The following is a 19,575-nucleotide window of genomic DNA, read 5'->3' as shown; positions in this document are numbered from 1 at the left end:
TTTGCAAGAAATTACCTAAATTAGCTGAACTATGGAAAAGAAAGCGTCTGTTATTATCGTTGGTGGTGGATTAGCTGGACTTACCGCAGCCATTCATTTGTCAAAAATAGGCGTTACTGTAATTGTGATAGAAAAGAACGAGTTTCCAAAACACAAAGTGTGTGGAGAATATATTTCAAATGAAGTGGTGCCTTATATCGAATGGTTAAATATAAATCTTTCTCTATTAAAGCCTACGAGTATTAACCAACTTCAGTTTTCGACAGAAAATGGAAAATCAATTACGATTGAATTGCCACTTGGAGGTTTTGGAATCAGTCGATACGCTTTAGATGCGTTTTTGTACAATAAAGCCTTGGAAAACGGTTGTGAAATTATTCAAGATACTGTCGAAAGTATTGATTTTAAAGAGAATGAATTTACAATAAGGACAGCTGATAATACTGTGTTGCAAGCGGAGATTGTGATTGGCGCTTTTGGCAAACGTTCGAATATTGATCAGAAGTTAAATCGAAAATTTATTCAGAAAAAATCATCTTGGCTCGCGGTAAAAGCACATTATAAAGGAAACTTCCCAGACAATTTGGTTGGCTTACATAATTTCGTAGGTGGTTATTGCGGTGTTTCAAAAGTGGAAAATAATGCGATAAACATTTGTTACTTGGCCGATTATTCTACTTTTAAAAAACATAAAAATATAAGGGAGTATCAGAATGAAGTGATTTGTAAAAATCATCATTTAAAAGCAATTTTTGATAACAGCACTCTGATTTTTGACAAGCCTTTAACCATCAGTCAGATATCTTTCGAGAAAAAAAGAGTTGTAGAAAATGGAATTTTAATGATAGGAGATACTGCCGGACTGATCCATCCTTTGTGCGGCAACGGAATGGCAATGGCAATTCACAGTGCTAAAATTGCTTCTGATTTAGTTGGTGCTTATTTTTCGGGCGAAATTAAATCTAGAGCTTCATTGGAAAAAAAATATTTAGAGCAATGGAATTGTAATTTTAATAAAAGATTGAGAATGGGACGACTTTTATCGAAAATATTACAGCAGCAAAAACTGTCAGAAGTTGTTTTGAGTATAGTAGTTAGGTTCCCTTTCATTTTAAAAGGAATAATTAGAAAAACGCATGGTAAACCTATTATACAGTAATCAGTGATGTTGCTAAATACTAAATACAGAACTGATGCATCGGAGATTATGGACGATTTTGCTCTCGAAGGCGAAGTTTTGCGTGAAGCTTTAGATAAAATCGCTAAAATAAATCAGCTATTGGGTGGAAACAAGCTAACTTTACTTGGAGTGCAGGAACTAATTGCCCGTAATCTTAAAACGACTGAATTTACAATTGTAGATGTGGGTTGTGGAAACGGTGATATGTTGAGAACGCTGGCAGAATATGGTTTGCAACATCATTTAAAATTCAAACTAATAGGTGTTGATGCTAATAAATTTACGGTTAATCACGCGATGGACTTATCAAAGAAATATCCAAATGTAACATACCGTTGTGAGGATATTTTTGAAAAGCCTTTTGGACAATTAAAATACGATATTGTTTTGTGTACTTTGACCTTACATCATTTTAAGGAAGGTGAAATTATTGATTTAATGGGTTTGTTTTATAAAAATGCAAGTCTTGGAGTTGTGATTAATGATTTACATCGAAGTGTCGTCGCGTACCGATTATTTCAAGCCTTATGTTTTGTTTTTCGATTGAATGATATGTCAAGAAAAGACGGCTTAGTTTCGATATTAAGAGGATTTAAGAAAGAAGACTTGTTTGGCTTTTCGAAAAAATTAAATTTTAATAAATATACAATTAAATGGAAATGGGCTTTTAGATACCAATGGATAATTTCAAAGATATGAGTGTAAAAATACATACAGTTACAAAACAGCTTCCGAAATATTCCAGAACCACCGAAGAAATCATCCCTTTTCTGGATGCCTGGCTCATAGGCCAAGAAGAACGTTTCATTAGAAAAGTAAAAAAAATATTTGAAGGTGCGGCAGTGGATAAACGTTATTCTATAATGGATCCGATTGAAGTTTTTACAAAGACTTCATTTGAAGAAAGAAATAATATTTATGTTCGTGAAGTTATCGACTTAGGGGAAAAGGTACTGGAAAAAGCCTTGTTGAAATCCAAATGGAAGCCAGAAGATTTAGATTATATTATTACAGTGAGTTGCACTGGAATCATGATTCCTTCGCTGGATGCTTATTTAATTAACAAGCTGAAATTACGTCAAGATATTGTACGACTACCGGTAACTGAAATGGGTTGCGCCGCGGGAATTTCAGGGATTATTTATGCGAAAAATTTCCTGAAGTCGAATCCGGGCAAACGCGCAGCAGTAATCGCAATTGAAAGTCCGACAGCAACCTTCCAGCTGAATGATTTTTCGATGGCTAATATTGTTAGTGCTGCAATTTTTGGTGATGGAGCAGCTTGTGTCTTACTTTCATCTCACGAAGACGACGAAGGTCCCGAAATTCTGGCGGAGGAAATGTATCATTTTTATGAAAATGAACACATGATGGGCTTTAAATTGACGAACACCGGTTTGCAAATGATTTTAGACATCGAAGTTCCTAATACTATTGCTTCCCATTTTTCGGCGATTATTCATCCGTTTTTAGAAAAAAATAATCTAAGTATTGAAGATATGGATCATTTAATATTTCATCCCGGCGGTAAAAAAATTGTGCAAACGGTCGAAGCTTTATTTTCTGATTTGGGTAAAAATATTGATGACACAAAAGAGGTGTTGCGTTTGTACGGTAATATGTCGAGTGCAACTGTGCTATATGTTTTGGAGCGATTTATGGATAATAAGCCTCCAAAGGGAGACAAAGGATTAATGTTGAGTTTTGGCCCGGGATTTTCAGCACAAAGGGTTTTGTTGCAATTTTAGTCAAACAAGTTAGAAAAACATGAAAAGCCAAGAAATAATAGCAAAATTACCGTATTCTAAGCCGTTTCTATTTGTTGATGAAATCGTAAATATCGATGAAAACGGTGTTGAAGGCGGCTTTACTTTCGACGAAAAATTAGATTTCTACAAAGGGCATTTTGAAAACCATCCCGTGACACCCGGAGTAATTCTAACGGAGACTATGGCTCAAATAGGATTAGTTTGTTTAGGGATTTTTTTACTAGACACTTCTTTTAATGAAAATACTTCAATAGCTTTAACATCAACAAATATGGAATTTATTAAACCAGTTTTTCCTAATGAGAAAGTTACGGTGGTATCAGAGAAACTATACTTTAGATTTGGTAAACTAAAGTGCAAAATGAGTATGAAAAATGAAAGTGGAATTGTTGTTTGCACAGGGGAAATTGCGGGAATGATAGTTTAATTATTAAAAACGATATAAAGGACATTTTTCAAAATGTTTATGTCTGATAAATAGTCATAAGAATTGTATTTATATTAGTTGTTAGTGAAAATTCGCTTACTGTCATTCCGAGGAGCGAATAATTTCTATTAAGTCAGTAGTTTGATTAGATTCCTCCTTCGTCGGAATGACAAAAAGTACTTGGTTAGAAAAAAACATACTGATCTTAATTGTTCAAAAAACCGATAAATGAGTAGAAGAGTAGTAATCACTGGACTCGGAGTAGTGGCACCAAATGGAATAGGACTTGATGCTTTTGCTCAAGCCATTAAAAACGGAATTTCTGGTATTCGGAAAGACCCTGATTTAGAACGCCTACAATTCTCATGTCAAATTTCGGGAAAACCTGAAATTTCAGAGGCGTTGTCATTACAGTATTTCACAGAATTAGAATTAAGAAACTTTAATTCTTCGGGTATTTTATATGGCGTAATTGCTGGTATGGATGCTTGGAAAGATGCAGGATTATCAAAAGAAAATACAGAAGAACCGGATTGGGACACTGGAACTATTTTTGGAACCGGGACTTCGGGGATCGAAAAATTTCGCGAAAGCATTTATAAAATTGACGATTTACAAACTCGTAGATTGGGCAGTACAGCGGTTGCGCAAACAATGAATAGTGGTGTCAGTGCTTATCTAGGTGGGAAATTAGGTTTAGGAAATCAGGTAACCACAAATTCTTCGGCTTGTACAACTGGGACCGAAAGTATATTGATGGCCTATGAGCGGATAAAGTCAGGACTGGCTAATCGAATTTTGGCTGGAAGTACGAGTGACAGCGGTCCATATATTTGGGGAGGATTTGACGCAATGCGCGTTTGTACTTATAAACATAATGAATCTCCAGAAAAAGCTTCAAGGCCAATGAGCGTAAGCGCTTCTGGCTTTGTACCCGGAAGTGGTGCAGGAGCCTTTGTACTGGAAGATTTAGAATCGGCGCTTTCGCGCGGGGCGCGAATATATGCTGAAGTTTTGGGAGGAAATGTAAACTCTGGCGGACAACGCGGTCTGGGAACAATGACGGCTCCAAATCCTATAGCGGTTCAAAAGTGTATCAAGGATGCGATTGCTAATGCGGGTATTCAAGCAGCTGATATTGATACTATAAACGGTCATTTGACAGCCACCTCCAAAGACAGTTTAGAAATCGCAAACTGGAGTGAAGCTTTAGGTAGAAGCGGAATCGATTTTCCGTATATTAACTCTCTGAAATCATTGGTTGGTCATTGTTTGTCAGCGGCGGGAAGTATAGAAAGCGTTGCTACGGTATTACAATTGCATAATGGATTTATTTTTCCAAATACTAATTGTGAGGATTTAAACCCTAGTATCACAAATATAATTGACGCCTCAAGAATTCCGCAAAAAAGGATTGAAAAAGAATTAACGATTGTTGCTAAAGCTAGTTTTGGTTTTGGAGATGTCAATGGTTGTGTAATTTTTAAAAAATATACAGTTTAAAAACGTAAAGATGAACAAGGAAGAGATTTTAGAAGAATTAAGAACTATCGTAAAACCCTATATTAATAATATAGAAGCTTTCGAAAATTTCACAGAAAACACTGACTTTATAACGGATTTGAATATCAATTCGGCTAATCTCGTTGATATCATTTTAGATGTGGAGGATTATTTTAAAATCCATATTGATACGGAGTCGATGGAAAAAATGGTGAACGTAAAAGCAACATTAGAAATAATAGCCAGAAAACTAACTTAGACGTGATTGGAAACGACATTGTAGATTTGGCTTTAGCCAGAAAAGAAAGCAATTGGAACCGACGGGGATATTTAGATAAAATATTTACGGCATCGGAGCAATTGCTTATTTCCACTGCTCTGGATCCCACTATTATGGTTTGGAATCTATGGAGTAGGAAGGAAGCAGCGTATAAAATCTACAATCGGTTAACCGGAATTAGAGGATATTTCCCCTTGAAGTTAGAATGTGTTTATGAAAATGCCGAGACGGGTTCTGTATCGTGCAACGGCTCTATTTTCTATTCAAATACTAAAATAGTTCAGGATGAAATACACACGATTTCAGTAACTAATATTAAGGATTTTGAACGAGCAATGGAACTGGGTACAGAAATAAAAATCGTTAAAGAAAAGGGAATTCCGTTTTTATTCGATACCACTAGAAATATTTTAAAACCAGTTTCATTGAGTCATCACGGGCGCTACAGTGCATTGGTTGGGCTAAAATAGATCTTTATTTAATTCCCAATCTTGACTTTAATTTTAGAAATAACAAAGCCGTTTTATAAGCGTCGTTAATTGACGAATTTCTCTCGCTATTTGGGATTTTATAAATTTCGGACAATTGGTCCAATGTGAATTGCTTGTCGGTAATATCGTTTAATTTCAAATGCATCATATCGATATCTAAGGCTTCATTTTTCAATCGGCCACAATCTAGTTTTTCTAAGGCTGCATTGATCATTTCGACATCATGATCTATGTGATGTCCTACTAAAATCGAATTGCCAATAAACTCAATAAATGCTTTTATGGCCTCTGTTTCTCCTAGTTTAGTCATCTTGCTTTCAATAATAAATTCATTTGAAAGCTGATTATCATGTAGGAATATATATTGTAATAATATGGCTTCAAAACTATCTCCAATATAGATGCTGTCATCTACAACGGCAAATGCGCTGATCGAGAAAATGACATCTTTATGCGGATTTGTACCTGAAGTTTCAGTAGAGATCACCACATAACGATTCGATTTTTTATCAAATTTAGATAGGTAGGTCTTCCAGAATTCAGGAAGCTCTTTATTGATGTATTTCAGCCATTCGAGCATAGTTATGAAAATTGAGTCAGTTGAAACTTATTTTTAATTAATTCTTCTAATTCACGCATTGGAGCCAGCGCATTTTTCAGCTTTTCTCTATCAATTTTAGATAATTCTTCTAGATTGATATATTGTCCTGAATTTTCGTTTTTCAAGCCCTCTACAGTTCTTAATTTCGATAAAGTTATGAAAGCTTCCGCACAATTCAGATATATTTCTGAATATTTAGGATCGCTAATTGCCAATTGTTTAAAGCGGGTGTAGGTGTTGTTAATTCCTTTGATACCGTGACTTAGCGTAAACAATCGAGCTCCATCTATAAGCGGCATCAAAGTACGTGTCTTGATGTCAAATTTATCTTTATTAGGACCCGTTTCTTCAAGAATAAACTTTTTGAAAAAACTTAAAGGTGAATTTGTTCTTAAAGCATCATTTCCTAAAAAGTCAAAAAATAAAGTGTTGTTACTCGCGTTTTTGAATATTACATTACTTATCGCATCTTCGATCCTTTGTTCTCCAAAAACAATCTCATAGTCAAAGAATATACTGCTCAAATTATTGCTCTTTTCACCAGGAGTTTTCATCCAGCTGTCATATTGTTTTATCCAGTCAGTTAGTGATCTACACCACAACATGTTACTTGCCATATGTCCGTTTGGGCATAATTCATAGCCTATTTTTTCAAGTGTCAAGCTCGTGCTTTTACCTAAATTGACAAAATAATCCTTTACCTCTCGGTGTTTTTCTGTAGCTACATCTTCAAAAACTAAGATACTATCTTGATCAGTAAGTAACATTTGCTCTTTTCTTCCTTGACTACCAATGCTCAACCAGGCAAAACGTGCAGGTGGAGATCCCATTTCAAGTATAGAGAGTTCAATCGCGCGCTTTAAAAGGGCAAAATTAATCTCAGAGGTAATATTTGAAATATGGGTAAGCGGAATGTTTTTGTAAATGGAAGTTTGAACAAGATCTGTCAGTCTTACACGGATTTTTTTAAGCTCTTTCGGATTTTGAGCACGTTTAATTTCTCGAATCAAAACACCAGGATTACTGGCTTGAGCGACAATCAAATCGTGTTCAGAAATAACTCCTTTTACATTCGATTTATTTGTACCATCTGCCGTAACGCATAAATGGGTGACATTATTTTTTAACATTAGTAGTTGTGCCTCTGCTAGCGAAACATTTTCGGGCACGGTTACTACTGGAGATGACATTATTTTATCTACTGAAACAGTGATTGGGAATCGACCTGTGGCAATTTTAAAAGACATATCAGTATTGGTAACAATTCCGATGGGAAAAGTAGCCTCACAAATGACAGCACTATTAATTCTCATTTCGGCCATAAGCTGTGCCACTTCGCTAACAATACTAGTTGCAGTTGTTGTGAGTGGTGTAGTATTGTACGAAAGCGTTTGGAAATATTGCATTTCCGATTGTTGATCTGTGTAAAATACGGTATCGGAAATTAGACTCCCACGTGAATTTTCATTGTCTTTAGAGCTCGGTGTATTTGTAGCAAAATTTTCTAATAAATAGTCTAAAACCGCAGTATTATTAGCTACAAATGGTCTGAAAACGGCGATAGGAATAGCATACACTATGCTTTCCTCTCGCGCTTTGGCTGTCATTCTATAATTGTTTTTTGCAAAAAATGGACGTAAACCAAAAATAGCACCTTCGTGACATTTATTTAAAATTGTTTCTTCGGCATCAGCTATCACAGACAAGTGAATAACTCCTGAAGCAACAACATAAAAACTGTCATGTAATACGTCGTTATACTGGAACAATGTTTTGTTTTTTTCCAAGTTTACAACACGAATACTGTTTGCAATTTCAGATAACTCGGGGTAAGTCAAATGATCAAATGGTGAATATTCCTTTAAAAAATCAGCAATGTGCTCTACAATCGTGTTCATGTTTTTAGGATAAAATCTAAGCGTAAAATTAATGAAATTATTAGTTATATATCAGCATAACTAATGTTAAATCTTGGTTTTATTATATACATCTTATCCTCGTTTTTTATTGATTCTAATAAGTCAGAGTTGCTTGAATTAAGGGAGTTAAAAGTGAACTCTAAAGCTTATATTAGGAGTCATGCCAAGAGATTTATTGCTCACTTCAATAGTTTTGTTGCTATCGTTTGGATTTATCTTGTAATAGCGATTTATGACATTGTCTTCGTCAGTGATGTTGATGACCCCGCCGCGCAAACTCGCTTTAATTGTAGGGCTAAAATTGAAGGTGTAACTAAAAGAAGCATCAAAGCGCATAAAATCATCTAGATTCTTGCTATTAGGAGCACCATAGTTTACAATAGTATTGTTGCCGCTTTTTACGGTTTCATTACCTTCGATTGGACTGGTGAAAGGTTGTCCATTACGCCAAATTCCTCCTACTGAAATTTTAAAATTTTCTAAGATATCATAATTTAGACCTAGTGAAACAGAATGTCTAATATCTACATTGTTAGGGAAAGTGCTAGGAGTAAAGCTGTCAAATTTATAGTCGTTAGTGCTATAAGTGTAACTAATCCAGGTACTGAAGCGTCTTGCCGTTTTATTAGCTAAAAACTCAATTCCTTTTGCAGTATAACTACCGTTTGCATTACTATATTGAAAGCTGTTGTAAAATCCTTGGTTAGAGGCTGTGATTCCATCTACTATTTTATAAAAACTTGTTAACTCAATATTCAATTTATTTTGTTTGAATTCCAGTCCAAAAGAGCTTTGCTTACTGGTAGCGATAGGAATATCCTCATTGTTGACCAGTACCCAGCGTCTTTTTTCAACGCCTAGAAAATCGTCTTGAAAATCCATAATTTGAGTTGTAGTTTGATTTTTAAATTCGCCTTCCAGCTTTAGGGCAAATTGTTTAGTCACTTGTTGGCGAAGATTAAATCGAGGTTCTACCAGGAGTTTGTCAAATTTTTGAAAATAATTCAAGCGCGCTCCCAGTCTTAAATAGGTATTATTCTTGTTGTACTCTGCTTCTGTAAAAACAGCATGTTTCAGTAAAACGCCTTTTATAGTACTCGAATAAGCAGGCGCGCTTACGGTAGTTTGGTTGAGCATTCCCGTTTCATTGACTTCATATCCTACTAATAAGCTAAGGTTTGCATTTACTTTATAGAATGCGTTCAGTTTCGTTCCAGTTTCAAGAACTTCATTGGCTTCTGTCAATAACTGGTCCGTTGGTACACGATAATCGGTGGCGTCAATATTGTATCTGGAAAAATAAGTTATAGCCTCTGTGTTAAAAGCGTCTGTCCATTGGGCTTTCCAACTTCCTCCGTATCCAATATTCTTTTGCGAAAGGGTACTTATTTTAGACTCACTTTGGTCGGGATTCGAATATTCAGCATAATTCAATGCATTATTGATTCCGATAATATTAGCTCTAAAGGCATGTTTGTCGTTTAAGTCGAAAAGTAGTTTGGCTGTGAAATCATAAAAATAGAAATCAGAGTTGGTACTTTTATCATCGATGTTAGCATTTATTTCTGAGTCTTGAAAACTCCTCTGGTAATAGTTGGTAAAAGTTGGTGTGTTCAATAGATCAGTAACAGATCGACGTGCAGTTACGTCCAACTCAAGGTTTTTAGCCAGTGGAATCTCTAAAAAAGCATCAGCGCTAATTAAATTTACACCGCCACCACCTGAAAATGCAGTTCCCACTTTATCGTTTGTACTCATGTTGATCGTACTGGAAACTCCGTCACTGAAGGCCGCACTAGTTCCGTTTTTACTTACTACAACTTTATTAGTGACGTTAGGATTGTAGGCCGAAATCAAACCGAAGAAATGTCCGGAATGGTACATTTTTATATTATCCCAAAGCATTAAATTTTGGTCATTGGTACCGCCTCTTACGTTAATATTGGCTATACTTTCGTTAGTGCTTTCTATTCCGGGTAAAGCTTGGATAGACTGTAGTACATCTGGATCTACAAGCCCGGGAAGGATACCGAATTTTTTAGTGTTTAAAACGGTGCTTCCGTCAATGTACTTCTGCAATCCCGCGGTTAGGTAAACATTGATTAAGACTTGATTGAGTTCTTCTTTTGACGGTTTTAAAAATATTTTCTTGCAATTGTTATCTTGTGCAAATAGTTCGTTAGCGGTAAACTGTCTAGATTCATAGCCAATAAATGAAATAGTAATAGTGGCGTCCAAGGCTACATTTTCCAATGTGAATCCGCCATTTTTAGAGGTTACGGTTCCTTTGGAACTATCATCAATTCGAACTGAGGCTCCGGGCAAGGAAGTTTGAGAATCTTGAGCGAACACGATTCCACATACGGGCAAAGTTTTGTTTAAAACAGAAACGGTTACATAGCGATTATCAAGCGCTTTGAAGTTTAAAAGTACTTTTGAGTTGAGGTATTCTATAGTTTGCGAAAGCGTTAGATCAGCTGCTGGTTTTTCGATAGTAATTGCCGCCACATCTTCTACAGCATAAGAGAATTTTACATTAAATTGTTTCTCAATGTTGCTAATAATTGCCGTTAAAGCGGTTTTAGATGATGAGGTCTGTGCTTGACCAATACTGACTGTAGCTAATAATAAATAAAGAATCCATTTATTCATAGTTATAGAATATGATAGTTTTTCCTTCTATTTTGTAGCTTAATTTTAAAGGAATGGTCACTGCTTCTAAAGCGATTTTTTGATTGTTATGTGTAAAACTACCTGTAAATAGCTTCTTTTTATCCACACCTTCGGCTTTAATTTTTAGATCGTATTGACGCTCTAATTCGGCAATTACCTGATTCAAAGGAATTCCTGTAAAACTGGATTCGTCTTGCATCCATGATGGATTTTCGATGGAAGAATCAGGAACATCGTGGATTTCTTTATTGATGACTCTAAAGGTTTTTCCGGGTGGAAGTTTAACGGTTTCATTATCATAAGTTACACTTACCAGCCCTTCATAACAAGTTACTTCGTAGTAATCCTTGCGTTGTTTTACATTAAAATGGGTTCCCAAAACCTTTACAACACCATCAGCAGTTTTCACACTGAAAGTTTCTCCCTTTTGCACCTGAAAATAGGCTTCTCCATCAAGAGTCAGATCTCGGTTGTCTTCCCATCTTTTTTCATTGAATGTAATTTTCGAAGCCGCATTCAGTAAAACCTCGGAGTTATCAGGAAGATGGAACGTTTTTGTTTGTGCGATTCCGGTTTCATAACTTTGGTTATTGTTGAAAAATAGAAAATAAGAAGAGGTAAGCAATACTACTAAAACAGCCGCTACTTTAAAGAAGCTGTTGAAGTTGAGTGTTCTTACTTTGGTTTCTTTTTTCGAAAGTGATCTGGTTTTAAATGACGCTAACGCCGCTTGTGCATCTATAGTTGGTGTTTCTAATTTTGATGCATAATGAGCGATCTTTTCAATAGTTTGGAAATCACCGGATTGTTTTAAATCGGCAATTTCTTTACTCGAAAGTTCGTTATTTAACCACTTTAATATTTCTTTTTCGTTTTTCATTTCTTTGGTACTATACTAATAAGACAATCAAAAGAGAATTTACCCTACTATTAATCAAATATTTATATGTTTTCAATTTGAGCCTTTAATATTTTGAGTGCTCCAGACATTCTTTTTTCTACTGCTTTTTGCGAAATATCAAGTAACGCTGCTATTTCTCTATATTTTTTTCCGTCAATTCGATTCATTAAAAAGACTTCTCGCTGCGGTTCGCTTAAGGTAGCGATAGCATTTTGTAATTTTATTTTAAATTCTTCCTCTTCTAGTAAATATTCAGGGCTTTGGTTGTTTGTATCTAAGTTGGGAGCTTCTTTGGTATAATTTAAAACTACTTTATTGTGTTTAATAGTATTAAGGAATAAGTTGTTGACGGTAGTTAGTAAATAGGTCTTTACCTTGCTAAATTCTATATTGGAACAATTCTCCCAAATTTTAGCGAAAGCATCCTGCACTAAATCTAAGGCCGAATCTCGGTCGCCACATTTATAGTAGGCAAAATTTGTCGCCGATTGTATATTTTTTAAGTAAAAGTCTCTAAATTGATTTTCTTCGCAAAGATTATTGTTTCCGTTGTTCATCAGTTTGTGTTCTTTTATTTTTTGTAAAAGTAATTTAATTTTTTAAATAGGATTATTTCCGATTATTATGGTACGTGAAGTAATTTGTATCTATATCTTGAAAAAATCATTTTGAATAGCTTATTTTTAAATTATACATCTGAATTCTAATAACTTAGTTGCGGTTTTGTTTTTTAGGTAATTTTAGTATTCTAAGAATTTTATAAATTATAGATTTAATATTATAAAACGAAGTGCTGTGTTTGTAAATAAGTTTGGCAAAAAAATAGCTTGTTACAAGCAAATAAAAAATATTTTAATTTTTTTTAAGAAAAGGGTAGGGTAAAACTAGACATGGTTGTCTTACTCTTAGAACGGCGAAATTAACACGTCAATAAAAAAGATATAAATATTTAAAATTTAAAATTATGAAAAAGTTAAGAGTAATTACAGGAATTGCATTGATGTCAATATTAGGTTTTACATCATGTCAAAATGAAGTTAATGATGTAAGCGGTGAAAATCCAAATACAAATAATTCAACTTCAACAACGACAACTAATTACAAACGTACTGCAATGTATGATGGTTCAGACGATGATTTTTTGGACGGTAACTCCTGTACCTCAATTGCATTTCCAGCTTTTGCAACAGTAAATGGAACTAGGGTTTCACTTCTTTCAGAATTAAGTTACTCACAAGTTATCACAATTTTAGGTAGATTTAATGATGATACTGATACAGTTGTTTTTGATTTTCCTTTAAAAGTTAAAACAAGTAATTATACAGAAGTAACTGTAAATAGTCAAGCCGAGTACAATGCAATTTTAAGCGCATGTAGTACAGCAGAATCTAAAGGTGAGAATGCCATTTCAGCTTTAGAAATTAAATTTCCAATTACTATTTTAACCTATAACGTAAGTTTTGAACAAACAGGAAGTGTGGTTATAACATCCAAACAACAATTATATGCGTACATGAGTGCAGTGAGCGGGACAGAATTGTATTCCGTTAAATACCCTATTTCAGTTAAACTAGAAGATGGAACGACAACAACTGTAAATAGTGATGCTGAATTTCAGTCAAGCATTACCGCTGCTCTTACAACTGAAGCAGCAATAAAGCAAGCAACAGAAAACAGCAAAAAATTAGAAGCGATTTTAGAAAAAGGTACATTTAAAATTGAATCTTTTATTAGTGCAGGTGTAAATACAGCAAGTAATTACAAAGACAATACCTTAGATTTTACAAATGATTGGTCAGTTAAAGCGGTGAGTTTTTTAGTAACAAAAGCAACTGGTACTTATGAGGTAAGTTCAAGTGTAGATGTATTTTTGAAATTTAACTTCTCAGGAAATACTACTTTTAGTGCATTAAACAATACATGGAAAGTAGTTAGCTCATCAGCTTCTACGATTACCTTACAAAGTAAAACAAATGCCGCTGTAACTGTAGTTTTAACGCAAATATAATTAAAGCGATTAGCTTAGAAATATTGAATTAGTTTAAAACAGCAACTGGAAATGGTTGCTGTTTTTAAAAAATGGATTCCTAAAAAAAGAGTAAAATGAAAAAAAGAATTGCATTAGTAACGATGGTCTTTGCCTTATTAATTTCCTGTTCGAAAGAAGATAGTACAGATACAAATACTGTAGGTGGGTTTTCAATCATTAATAACAAAAAGGCAACGGGCAGTTCATCTCATGATTTATTATCTGATGATACTTTTAAAAGTATGGTAATTGAATTAGTTTATGTTCAAGGATACGAACCATCAGCAACAGCAATTAGTAATTTTACTTCTTTTTTGAATGCTCGAATTAACAAGCCAGGGGGAATTACAGTTGTAAAGCGAGCCATTGCATCACCGGGCAAAGCTACTTTTACTGTTCAAGAAATTGTCGCTATCGAAGATGCCAATAGAACGAAGTACAACACGGCAAATCAGATTGCAGTTTGGGCTCTTTTTATTGATGGAGCTTCTGCTTCTGACTCTGGAAACAGCTATGTTTTAGGAACTGCTTATCGAAATACGTCCTTTGTAATTTATGAAAAGACGATTCAGAGTTTAAGCGATAGTCCGTTTGAACCTAATAGATCTTTATTTGAAACAACAATAATAACGCATGAGTTTGGTCATATTCTTGGTCTAACTAATCTAGGAGCACCTTTGCAAAGCAACCATGAAGATACTGCACATGAAAAACATTGCAATGTCGAAAGTTGTTTAATGTATTGGTCTGCAGAATCAGGAAGTGGTGTTGCCAATATGGTTTCAGGAGGTTCGGCCCCAAAACTGGATGCCCAATGTTTAGCAGATCTTAAAGCAAACGGAGGAAAATAAATACAATTAAGTCTAACAAAAATTTAAAACAGATGAAAACTAAATTTTTAACAGTAGCCTTATTAGTAGCTACAATGGCGTCCATGAACGCACAGGAAAGAACAACACATCAATCAAATGCAGGTATAAAAGGGGGATATAGTCTTGCCGCAGTAAGTTTTGACGGAGATGGAGAAACTGGGCAACGACATGGTTTTCATGTTGGGGTTTATGGAGAGTCTTTTATTAGCGATAACTTTTCGATCCAACCTGAATTAATGTATTCGCAACAAGGATATGAGATTAAAGATGGTGGCGGAACGTTTACCCAAAAGTTGAATTATATCAATTTACCTGTAATGTTAAAAGCGTATCCATCTGAAAACTTCTTTTTAGAAGCAGGGCCACAAATTGGTTTAGCCATTTCTCATAAAGAAGAATATGATGGCTTATTTGGCGGTAGTCGTGAGTATGATCCCAATAACTTAGATTGGGGAATGAACTTTGGAGGAGGTTTTAAAACTAATTCTGGAATCAGCTTAGGAGTTCGTTACCACTTAGGTCTTGGAGATTTATATGATGAAGGAAAAGCACGAAATCGAGTTTGGCAATTTTCAGTTGGATTTGATTTGTAATTTCTGATTTTAATACTGGCAATACCCCTTTCAGAGTACTACTTTGAAAGGGGTATTGTTTTTTTTCGAATAGAAGTATTTTCAATTTGCTTGCGCATTGGAATAAAAGCGGAAATTATAATTTCCGAAATCAGCACGCTGTTAAATGATATTTAATCGTAATTGCAAGTTCCCTAAAAATCAATATCTTTGAGGTCAAATAATGATTAGAATGATAATTAAAGAGAATCCAACGCAATTAGAGCAGTATTTCCAACAATTTCGCAAAAACATCATAGGTATCAATCAAGACTTTGAGTCTCCTTATGGGGAAAAACGAATTGTCTATACAGACTGGACCGCAAGTGGTCGTTTGTACCGTCCTATAGAGGAAAAATTGATGAATGAATTTGGTCCTTTTGTAGCCAACACTCATACGGAAACTACCGTGTCTGGTACGGCCATGACCAAAGCATACCACCATTCCAGAACCATTATCAAAAAGCATGTAAATGCAAATAGTGACGATGTACTAATTACAGATGGAACCGGTATGACGGGAGTTGTAAATAAATTCCAACGTATTCTAGGATTAAAAGTACCTGAAAACCTAAAGGATTACATAAATGTACCTGCCGAAAAAAGACCAGTCGTCTTTATATCTCACATGGAACACCATTCTAATCAAACTTCTTGGCTAGAAACAATTGCTGATGTAGAAGTTATTCCTTCTACTGAAGACGGACTGTTAAGTATCGAAAATTTAGAAACTTTATTAGAGCAATACAAAGACAGAAGTTTTAAAATTGCATCGATTACTTCTTGTTCTAATGTAACAGGAATTCGTACACCTTATCATGAGGTGGCAAAAATAATGCATCAACATAACGGACTTTGTTTTGTCGATTTTGCTTGTTCCGGACCTTATGTCGAAATTGACATGCATCCTGAAGATCCAGAAAGTTATCTGGATGCAATTTTCTTTTCACCACATAAGTTTCTTGGCGGACCTGGAACCTGCGGTGTGTTAGTTTTTAATAAAAAATTATATCAAAATTTAGTTCCTGATAATCCAGGAGGAGGAACCGTTTCCTGGACTAACCCTTGGGGCGGACATCAATATATCGAAAATATCGAAGATAGAGAAGATGGGGGAACTCCTGGTTTTCTGCAAGTGATTAAGACGGCGCTAGTTATTCAGTTGAAAGATAAAATGGGAATTGATAATATCTTGAAAAGAGAGCACGAACTTGTAGATTACATATTTGCTGAATTAGAGTCTGTTTCGAATATTAAAATTTTGGCAGGCCAGCACCAAGATCGATTGGGTGTAATCTCATTCTATGTAGATGACTTGCATTTCAATTTAGGAGTGAAATTACTGAACGATAAATTCGGAATTCAAACTCGTGGTGGATGTAGTTGTGCAGGTACTTACGGCCATTTTTTATTGCACGTAGATCAAGAAACTTCTCATAAATTGATTGACGAAATTACCTTAGGTGATTTAATTAGAAAGCCGGGTTGGATTAGAATGTCTATTCATCCTACAACGACAACTGCTGAAATTGAATACGTTTGCGATGGTATTAAAGCTTTGGCCGAAAATCATAAAACATGGGCTTTAGATTATACTTACAATCGGGATAGTAATGAATTTATCCACAAGGATGCACTGCCAGTAGAAGACGAATTAGTTAAGAGTTGGTTTTCAAATTAGCCAATAAAAATCTTTTTATATATCGAAAAAGCCCTTTAAAATATGTTTTAAAGGGCTTTTTGTTGGGTTGATATTTTTGTTCTAAGAGCTACAAGACAGCATAGAGCTTCCAATTTTTTCTCGGGCCCAATCTGGTCTTTTAGCAAACCATTTTTGGTATTCGTCTTGCTCTTGGTATGGATTTTTTAATAAAAGGTGGAGTTCTTCGATTAGCGAATAATCCTCTTTTTCAGCCGCTTCAATGGCTAATTGCGACATGTAATTTCGCAATACATATTTAGGATTTACTTTGTCCATCGCTACTTTTCGATCAGTATCTGAGCTCGACTCTTGCTGCAGTCTATTTAAATATTGGGTAAACCAATACATCCAAGAATCCTCTGTTTTTTCTGCAACTTCTTCGATTTTGTAGAAAGATTCTTTAACTAATTCAAAAGCATCTTCTACAGCATCTTCTTTCTTAATTAGACTTAATTTTCGAAAGAAAATAGTCATGTCAGTTTCTGTTAGCTGAAGATTTTCGGTGAGTATATGAATTAGTTGGTTGTCTTGTTCTTCTGCTTTCGATAAGCCTAATTTATTTCGCATCATATTTAAATAGTCGCTCTCATACTGCGCTTGAAAAACTTGTAAGATCGATTCAAGGGGAGCTGCTTCTTTAATTAGAGGATACAAAGCATTGGCCAACTGATATAAATTCCAAAGTGCTATTTCGGCTTGGTTGCCAAAGCGATACCTGCGATTTTCGCGATCCGTTGTATTAGGCGTCCAGTTAGGATTGTAATCTTCTAACCAGCCATAAGGTCCGTAATCTATTGTAAGTCCTAGAATGGACATGTTATCAGTATTCATCACGCCATGTACAAAACCTACTCGCTGCCAGTGCACAATCATCTCGCGGGTTTTATTGGCTACAGCCTGAAAGAAATCAACATAACTAGTTGGTGTGTTTTCTTTAATTTCGGGAAAATGATATTTTATCGTAAAATCAGCAAGTGTTTTTAATGTTTTGAGATCGTTTTGAGAAGAGAATAATTCGAAGTTTCCAAAACGGATAAATGATGGCGCTACTCTGCAAACTACAGCACCTTTTTCATAGGCTGGGTTTCCATCATACATTACGTCACGCAATACTTGATCGCCTGTAAGTATTAATGATAGGGAACGGGTAGTGGGAACACCCAAGTGGAACATGGCTTCGCTACATAAATGCTCGCGGATAGAAGAGCGCAATACAGCTAATCCATCTGCTCTACGAGAGTAGGGAGTCATGCCGGCTCCCTTTAATTGCAAGGTGTAAACTTGTTTCTGACGTTCTATTTCTGCTAGAATTATGGCTCTACCATCTCCTAGTTGTCCTGCCCAATTGCCAAACTGATGCCCAGCATAACTCATTGAATACGGACGAGAATCAGGCAAGATTTCTTTCCCTGAAAATACGTTTGTGAATTCAGCAGATTTAGTTTCTTCAGTAGAAATACCAAGCATCGCTGCGACTTCTTCCGAAAAATGAATTAATGTGGGTTTTGATGGAATTCTGGGGGTAACATAAGAAAAACAAGCATTTTTGACTTGACGTGTATCATTGGTTTCATCAGTATCTGCGGGTAATTCTGTACTAAATCTATTATTGATTTTTAACTTCATTTTGTTTTGCATAAGAATCAAAATTAATCAAATATATTAAGACCTACAGTTAATAAAAACTAAAATTATTACGCGCTTGTTAGCGTCTGTGCTTCCATCTTTTATGAGTCCAGAAATAATATTCGGGCGCTTCATGGATTTGTTTTTCCACTTCCTGAATAAAAGCATCGGTAATTTCAAAATCGGGAACAGAAGTAGGTTCCTCACTAAGGGGAATCAAAGTAGCTTCATAATAACCTCTTCCTACTTTTTTTACTTTCGCAAAAACAACAGTAAGATCATATCTTTTTGCCAACATTTCTGGACCAGTATGCACTGGTACTTCAACTCCCATAAAAGATTTCCAATGAAAGATTCGATCTGCTTTTGGGGATTGATCGCTCGCTAAAGCATAAATGGAAAGAATGCTTTCTTTTTGATTGCGGGCGATATAGGGTATTGTTTTGCTTGTGGAAACCAGTTCAGTATTGTATTTTGAGCGAATGTCTCTGATGAGCTTATCAAAATATTTATTACTTAACTTTTTATAAACAGCGACACCTTGATAACTAATTTTTTGATTAAGTGTAATAAGCCACTCCCAGCTTGCATAATGCGAAGCTATAAGCATAATACTTCTTCCTTTTTGCTCATATTCTTTCATTAATTCGAGATTTGTGATTACAAATCTTTTGTTCATCTCTTCTGATGATATGGTCATGGTTTTTATCATCTCCATAAACATATCACATAAATGATGGTATGATTTTTTCTCGATTACCAATCTCTCTTTGTCGCTAAGATGAGGTAATGCCAAAGCGATGTTTGCTCTAACTACTTTTTTTCGATAGCCAATAATGTAATAAATTAAAAAATAGACACCATCTGACAACCAATAAAAAATGCGAAATGGAAGAATGGAAATGAACCAAAGAAAAGGATAAGCTATTATAAAAACTAGAAATTGCATGCGGTACTTTTTCTTGCAAATATAAGTCAAAAACAAATAGGC

General features: G+C 35.1%; 18 protein-coding genes. 11 read left to right on the top strand and 7 right to left on the bottom strand.

Annotated elements, in window-relative coordinates:
* Positions 1-31 precede the first annotated feature (31 nt).
* The 7 genes from E0F98_RS09795 (at position 32) to E0F98_RS09765 (ending at position 5,629) form a co-directional block, all read left to right on the top strand.
* Positions 32-1,159, top strand: a complete 1,128-nt coding sequence (locus tag E0F98_RS09795; protein WP_132110941.1) for an NAD(P)/FAD-dependent oxidoreductase — start codon at positions 32-34, stop codon at positions 1,157-1,159.
* 6 nt (positions 1,160-1,165) lie between these two features.
* Entirely contained in the window at positions 1,166-1,879 is a 714-nt protein-coding gene (locus E0F98_RS09790; protein WP_132110940.1) for a methyltransferase domain-containing protein, read from the top strand.
* On the top strand, positions 1,876-2,928 hold the full coding sequence (locus E0F98_RS09785; RefSeq protein WP_132110939.1) for a type III polyketide synthase: 1,053 nt from the start codon (positions 1,876-1,878) through the stop codon (positions 2,926-2,928). Before E0F98_RS09790 ends, E0F98_RS09785 begins: the two co-directional genes overlap by 4 nt.
* A gap of 19 nt (positions 2,929-2,947) precedes the next feature.
* Entirely contained in the window at positions 2,948-3,376 is a 429-nt protein-coding gene (locus E0F98_RS09780; protein WP_132110938.1) for a 3-hydroxyacyl-ACP dehydratase FabZ family protein, read from the top strand.
* Between the two features lie 228 nt (positions 3,377-3,604).
* On the top strand, positions 3,605-4,879 hold the full coding sequence (locus E0F98_RS09775) for a beta-ketoacyl-[acyl-carrier-protein] synthase family protein (protein ID WP_132110937.1): 1,275 nt from the start codon (positions 3,605-3,607) through the stop codon (positions 4,877-4,879).
* A 10-nt stretch (positions 4,880-4,889) separates the two neighbouring features.
* Positions 4,890-5,138: an acyl carrier protein gene (locus tag E0F98_RS09770; protein WP_132110935.1), complete on the top strand. Its 249-nt coding sequence runs from the start codon at positions 4,890-4,892 to the stop codon at positions 5,136-5,138.
* 2 nt (positions 5,139-5,140) lie between these two features.
* Positions 5,141-5,629: a 4'-phosphopantetheinyl transferase family protein gene (locus E0F98_RS09765; RefSeq protein ID WP_132110933.1), complete on the top strand. Its 489-nt coding sequence runs from the start codon at positions 5,141-5,143 to the stop codon at positions 5,627-5,629.
* A gap of 4 nt (positions 5,630-5,633) precedes the next feature.
* Here the strand turns inward: E0F98_RS09765 and E0F98_RS09760 are convergent, their stop codons facing one another.
* From E0F98_RS09760 to E0F98_RS09740, 5 genes are all read right to left on the bottom strand, one after another.
* Entirely contained in the window at positions 5,634-6,230 is a 597-nt protein-coding gene (locus E0F98_RS09760; protein WP_132110931.1) for a 3'-5' exonuclease, read from the bottom strand.
* Positions 6,231-6,232: 2 nt separating this feature from the next.
* Positions 6,233-8,149 carry a DUF294 nucleotidyltransferase-like domain-containing protein gene (locus E0F98_RS09755; protein ID WP_132110929.1) on the bottom strand — a complete coding sequence of 639 codons (1,917 nt, stop codon included), beginning with the start codon at positions 8,147-8,149 and terminating at the stop codon, positions 6,233-6,235.
* Positions 8,150-8,296: 147 nt separating this feature from the next.
* On the bottom strand, positions 8,297-10,822 hold the full coding sequence (locus E0F98_RS09750; RefSeq protein ID WP_132110927.1) for a TonB-dependent receptor: 2,526 nt from the start codon (positions 10,820-10,822) through the stop codon (positions 8,297-8,299).
* Positions 10,815-11,723 carry a FecR family protein gene (locus E0F98_RS09745; RefSeq protein ID WP_132110925.1) on the bottom strand — a complete coding sequence of 303 codons (909 nt, stop codon included), beginning with the start codon at positions 11,721-11,723 and terminating at the stop codon, positions 10,815-10,817. The genes E0F98_RS09750 and E0F98_RS09745 overlap by 8 nt, the downstream gene beginning before the upstream one ends.
* A 62-nt stretch (positions 11,724-11,785) precedes the next feature.
* A complete protein-coding gene (locus E0F98_RS09740; RefSeq protein WP_132110923.1) occupies positions 11,786-12,301 on the bottom strand; it encodes an RNA polymerase sigma factor in 516 nt (171 codons plus the stop codon).
* Between the two features lie 407 nt (positions 12,302-12,708).
* Between E0F98_RS09740 and E0F98_RS09735 the strand changes: the two genes are divergently transcribed.
* The 4 genes from E0F98_RS09735 to E0F98_RS09720 all read left to right on the top strand — a co-directional run bounded on the left by E0F98_RS09735 (position 12,709) and on the right by E0F98_RS09720 (position 16,937).
* Positions 12,709-13,752: a hypothetical protein gene (locus tag E0F98_RS09735; RefSeq protein WP_132110921.1), complete on the top strand. Its 1,044-nt coding sequence runs from the start codon at positions 12,709-12,711 to the stop codon at positions 13,750-13,752.
* A 95-nt stretch (positions 13,753-13,847) separates the two neighbouring features.
* Positions 13,848-14,624 carry a zinc metalloprotease gene (locus E0F98_RS09730; protein WP_132110919.1) on the top strand — a complete coding sequence of 259 codons (777 nt, stop codon included), beginning with the start codon at positions 13,848-13,850 and terminating at the stop codon, positions 14,622-14,624.
* Between the two features lie 32 nt (positions 14,625-14,656).
* The gene (locus E0F98_RS09725) at positions 14,657-15,238 is read left to right on the top strand and encodes a porin family protein (RefSeq protein WP_132110917.1); all 582 of its coding nucleotides are present in this window, start codon (positions 14,657-14,659) and stop codon (positions 15,236-15,238) included.
* Positions 15,239-15,449: 211 nt separating this feature from the next.
* Complete coding sequence (locus E0F98_RS09720) at positions 15,450-16,937, top strand: aminotransferase class V-fold PLP-dependent enzyme (RefSeq protein WP_132110915.1); 1,488 nt, start codon at positions 15,450-15,452, stop codon at positions 16,935-16,937.
* Positions 16,938-17,018: 81 nt separating this feature from the next.
* On the opposite strand, the gene E0F98_RS09715 is transcribed toward E0F98_RS09720, so the two are convergent.
* Both E0F98_RS09715 and E0F98_RS09710 read right to left on the bottom strand, forming a co-directional pair.
* On the bottom strand, positions 17,019-18,584 hold the full coding sequence (locus E0F98_RS09715; RefSeq protein ID WP_132110913.1) for a protein adenylyltransferase SelO: 1,566 nt from the start codon (positions 18,582-18,584) through the stop codon (positions 17,019-17,021).
* A 79-nt stretch (positions 18,585-18,663) separates the two neighbouring features.
* Positions 18,664-19,533: a lysophospholipid acyltransferase family protein gene (locus E0F98_RS09710; RefSeq protein ID WP_132110911.1), complete on the bottom strand. Its 870-nt coding sequence runs from the start codon at positions 19,531-19,533 to the stop codon at positions 18,664-18,666.
* Between the last annotated feature and the right edge of the window lie 42 nt (positions 19,534-19,575).

Origin of the sequence: Flavobacterium hiemivividum, from assembly GCF_004349145.1 — a bacterium.
Taxonomy (GTDB): Bacteria; Bacteroidota; Bacteroidia; order Flavobacteriales; family Flavobacteriaceae; genus Flavobacterium; species Flavobacterium hiemivividum.
Note: the sequence above shows the minus strand (reverse complement) of the source record. Positions and strands in the feature narration are given on the sequence as shown.

Coding starts and splice junctions, on each gene's coding strand:
- E0F98_RS09795 (WP_132110941.1), top strand. CDS start 32: ATGGAAAAGAAAGCGTCTGTTATTATCGTTGGTGGTGGATTAGCTGGA.
- E0F98_RS09790 (WP_132110940.1), top strand. CDS start 1,166: ATGTTGCTAAATACTAAATACAGAACTGATGCATCGGAGATTATGGAC.
- E0F98_RS09785 (WP_132110939.1), top strand. CDS start 1,876: ATGAGTGTAAAAATACATACAGTTACAAAACAGCTTCCGAAATATTCC.
- E0F98_RS09780 (WP_132110938.1), top strand. CDS start 2,948: ATGAAAAGCCAAGAAATAATAGCAAAATTACCGTATTCTAAGCCGTTT.
- E0F98_RS09775 (WP_132110937.1), top strand. CDS start 3,605: ATGAGTAGAAGAGTAGTAATCACTGGACTCGGAGTAGTGGCACCAAAT.
- E0F98_RS09770 (WP_132110935.1), top strand. CDS start 4,890: ATGAACAAGGAAGAGATTTTAGAAGAATTAAGAACTATCGTAAAACCC.
- E0F98_RS09760 (WP_132110931.1), bottom strand. CDS start 6,230: ATGCTCGAATGGCTGAAATACATCAATAAAGAGCTTCCTGAATTCTGG.
- E0F98_RS09755 (WP_132110929.1), bottom strand. CDS start 8,149: ATGAACACGATTGTAGAGCACATTGCTGATTTTTTAAAGGAATATTCA.
- E0F98_RS09750 (WP_132110927.1), bottom strand. CDS start 10,822: ATGAATAAATGGATTCTTTATTTATTATTAGCTACAGTCAGTATTGGT.
- E0F98_RS09745 (WP_132110925.1), bottom strand. CDS start 11,723: ATGAAAAACGAAAAAGAAATATTAAAGTGGTTAAATAACGAACTTTCG.
- E0F98_RS09740 (WP_132110923.1), bottom strand. CDS start 12,301: ATGAACAACGGAAACAATAATCTTTGCGAAGAAAATCAATTTAGAGAC.
- E0F98_RS09735 (WP_132110921.1), top strand. CDS start 12,709: ATGAAAAAGTTAAGAGTAATTACAGGAATTGCATTGATGTCAATATTA.
- E0F98_RS09730 (WP_132110919.1), top strand. CDS start 13,848: ATGAAAAAAAGAATTGCATTAGTAACGATGGTCTTTGCCTTATTAATT.
- E0F98_RS09725 (WP_132110917.1), top strand. CDS start 14,657: ATGAAAACTAAATTTTTAACAGTAGCCTTATTAGTAGCTACAATGGCG.
- E0F98_RS09720 (WP_132110915.1), top strand. CDS start 15,450: ATGATAATTAAAGAGAATCCAACGCAATTAGAGCAGTATTTCCAACAA.
- E0F98_RS09715 (WP_132110913.1), bottom strand. CDS start 18,584: ATGAAGTTAAAAATCAATAATAGATTTAGTACAGAATTACCCGCAGAT.
- E0F98_RS09710 (WP_132110911.1), bottom strand. CDS start 19,533: ATGCAATTTCTAGTTTTTATAATAGCTTATCCTTTTCTTTGGTTCATT.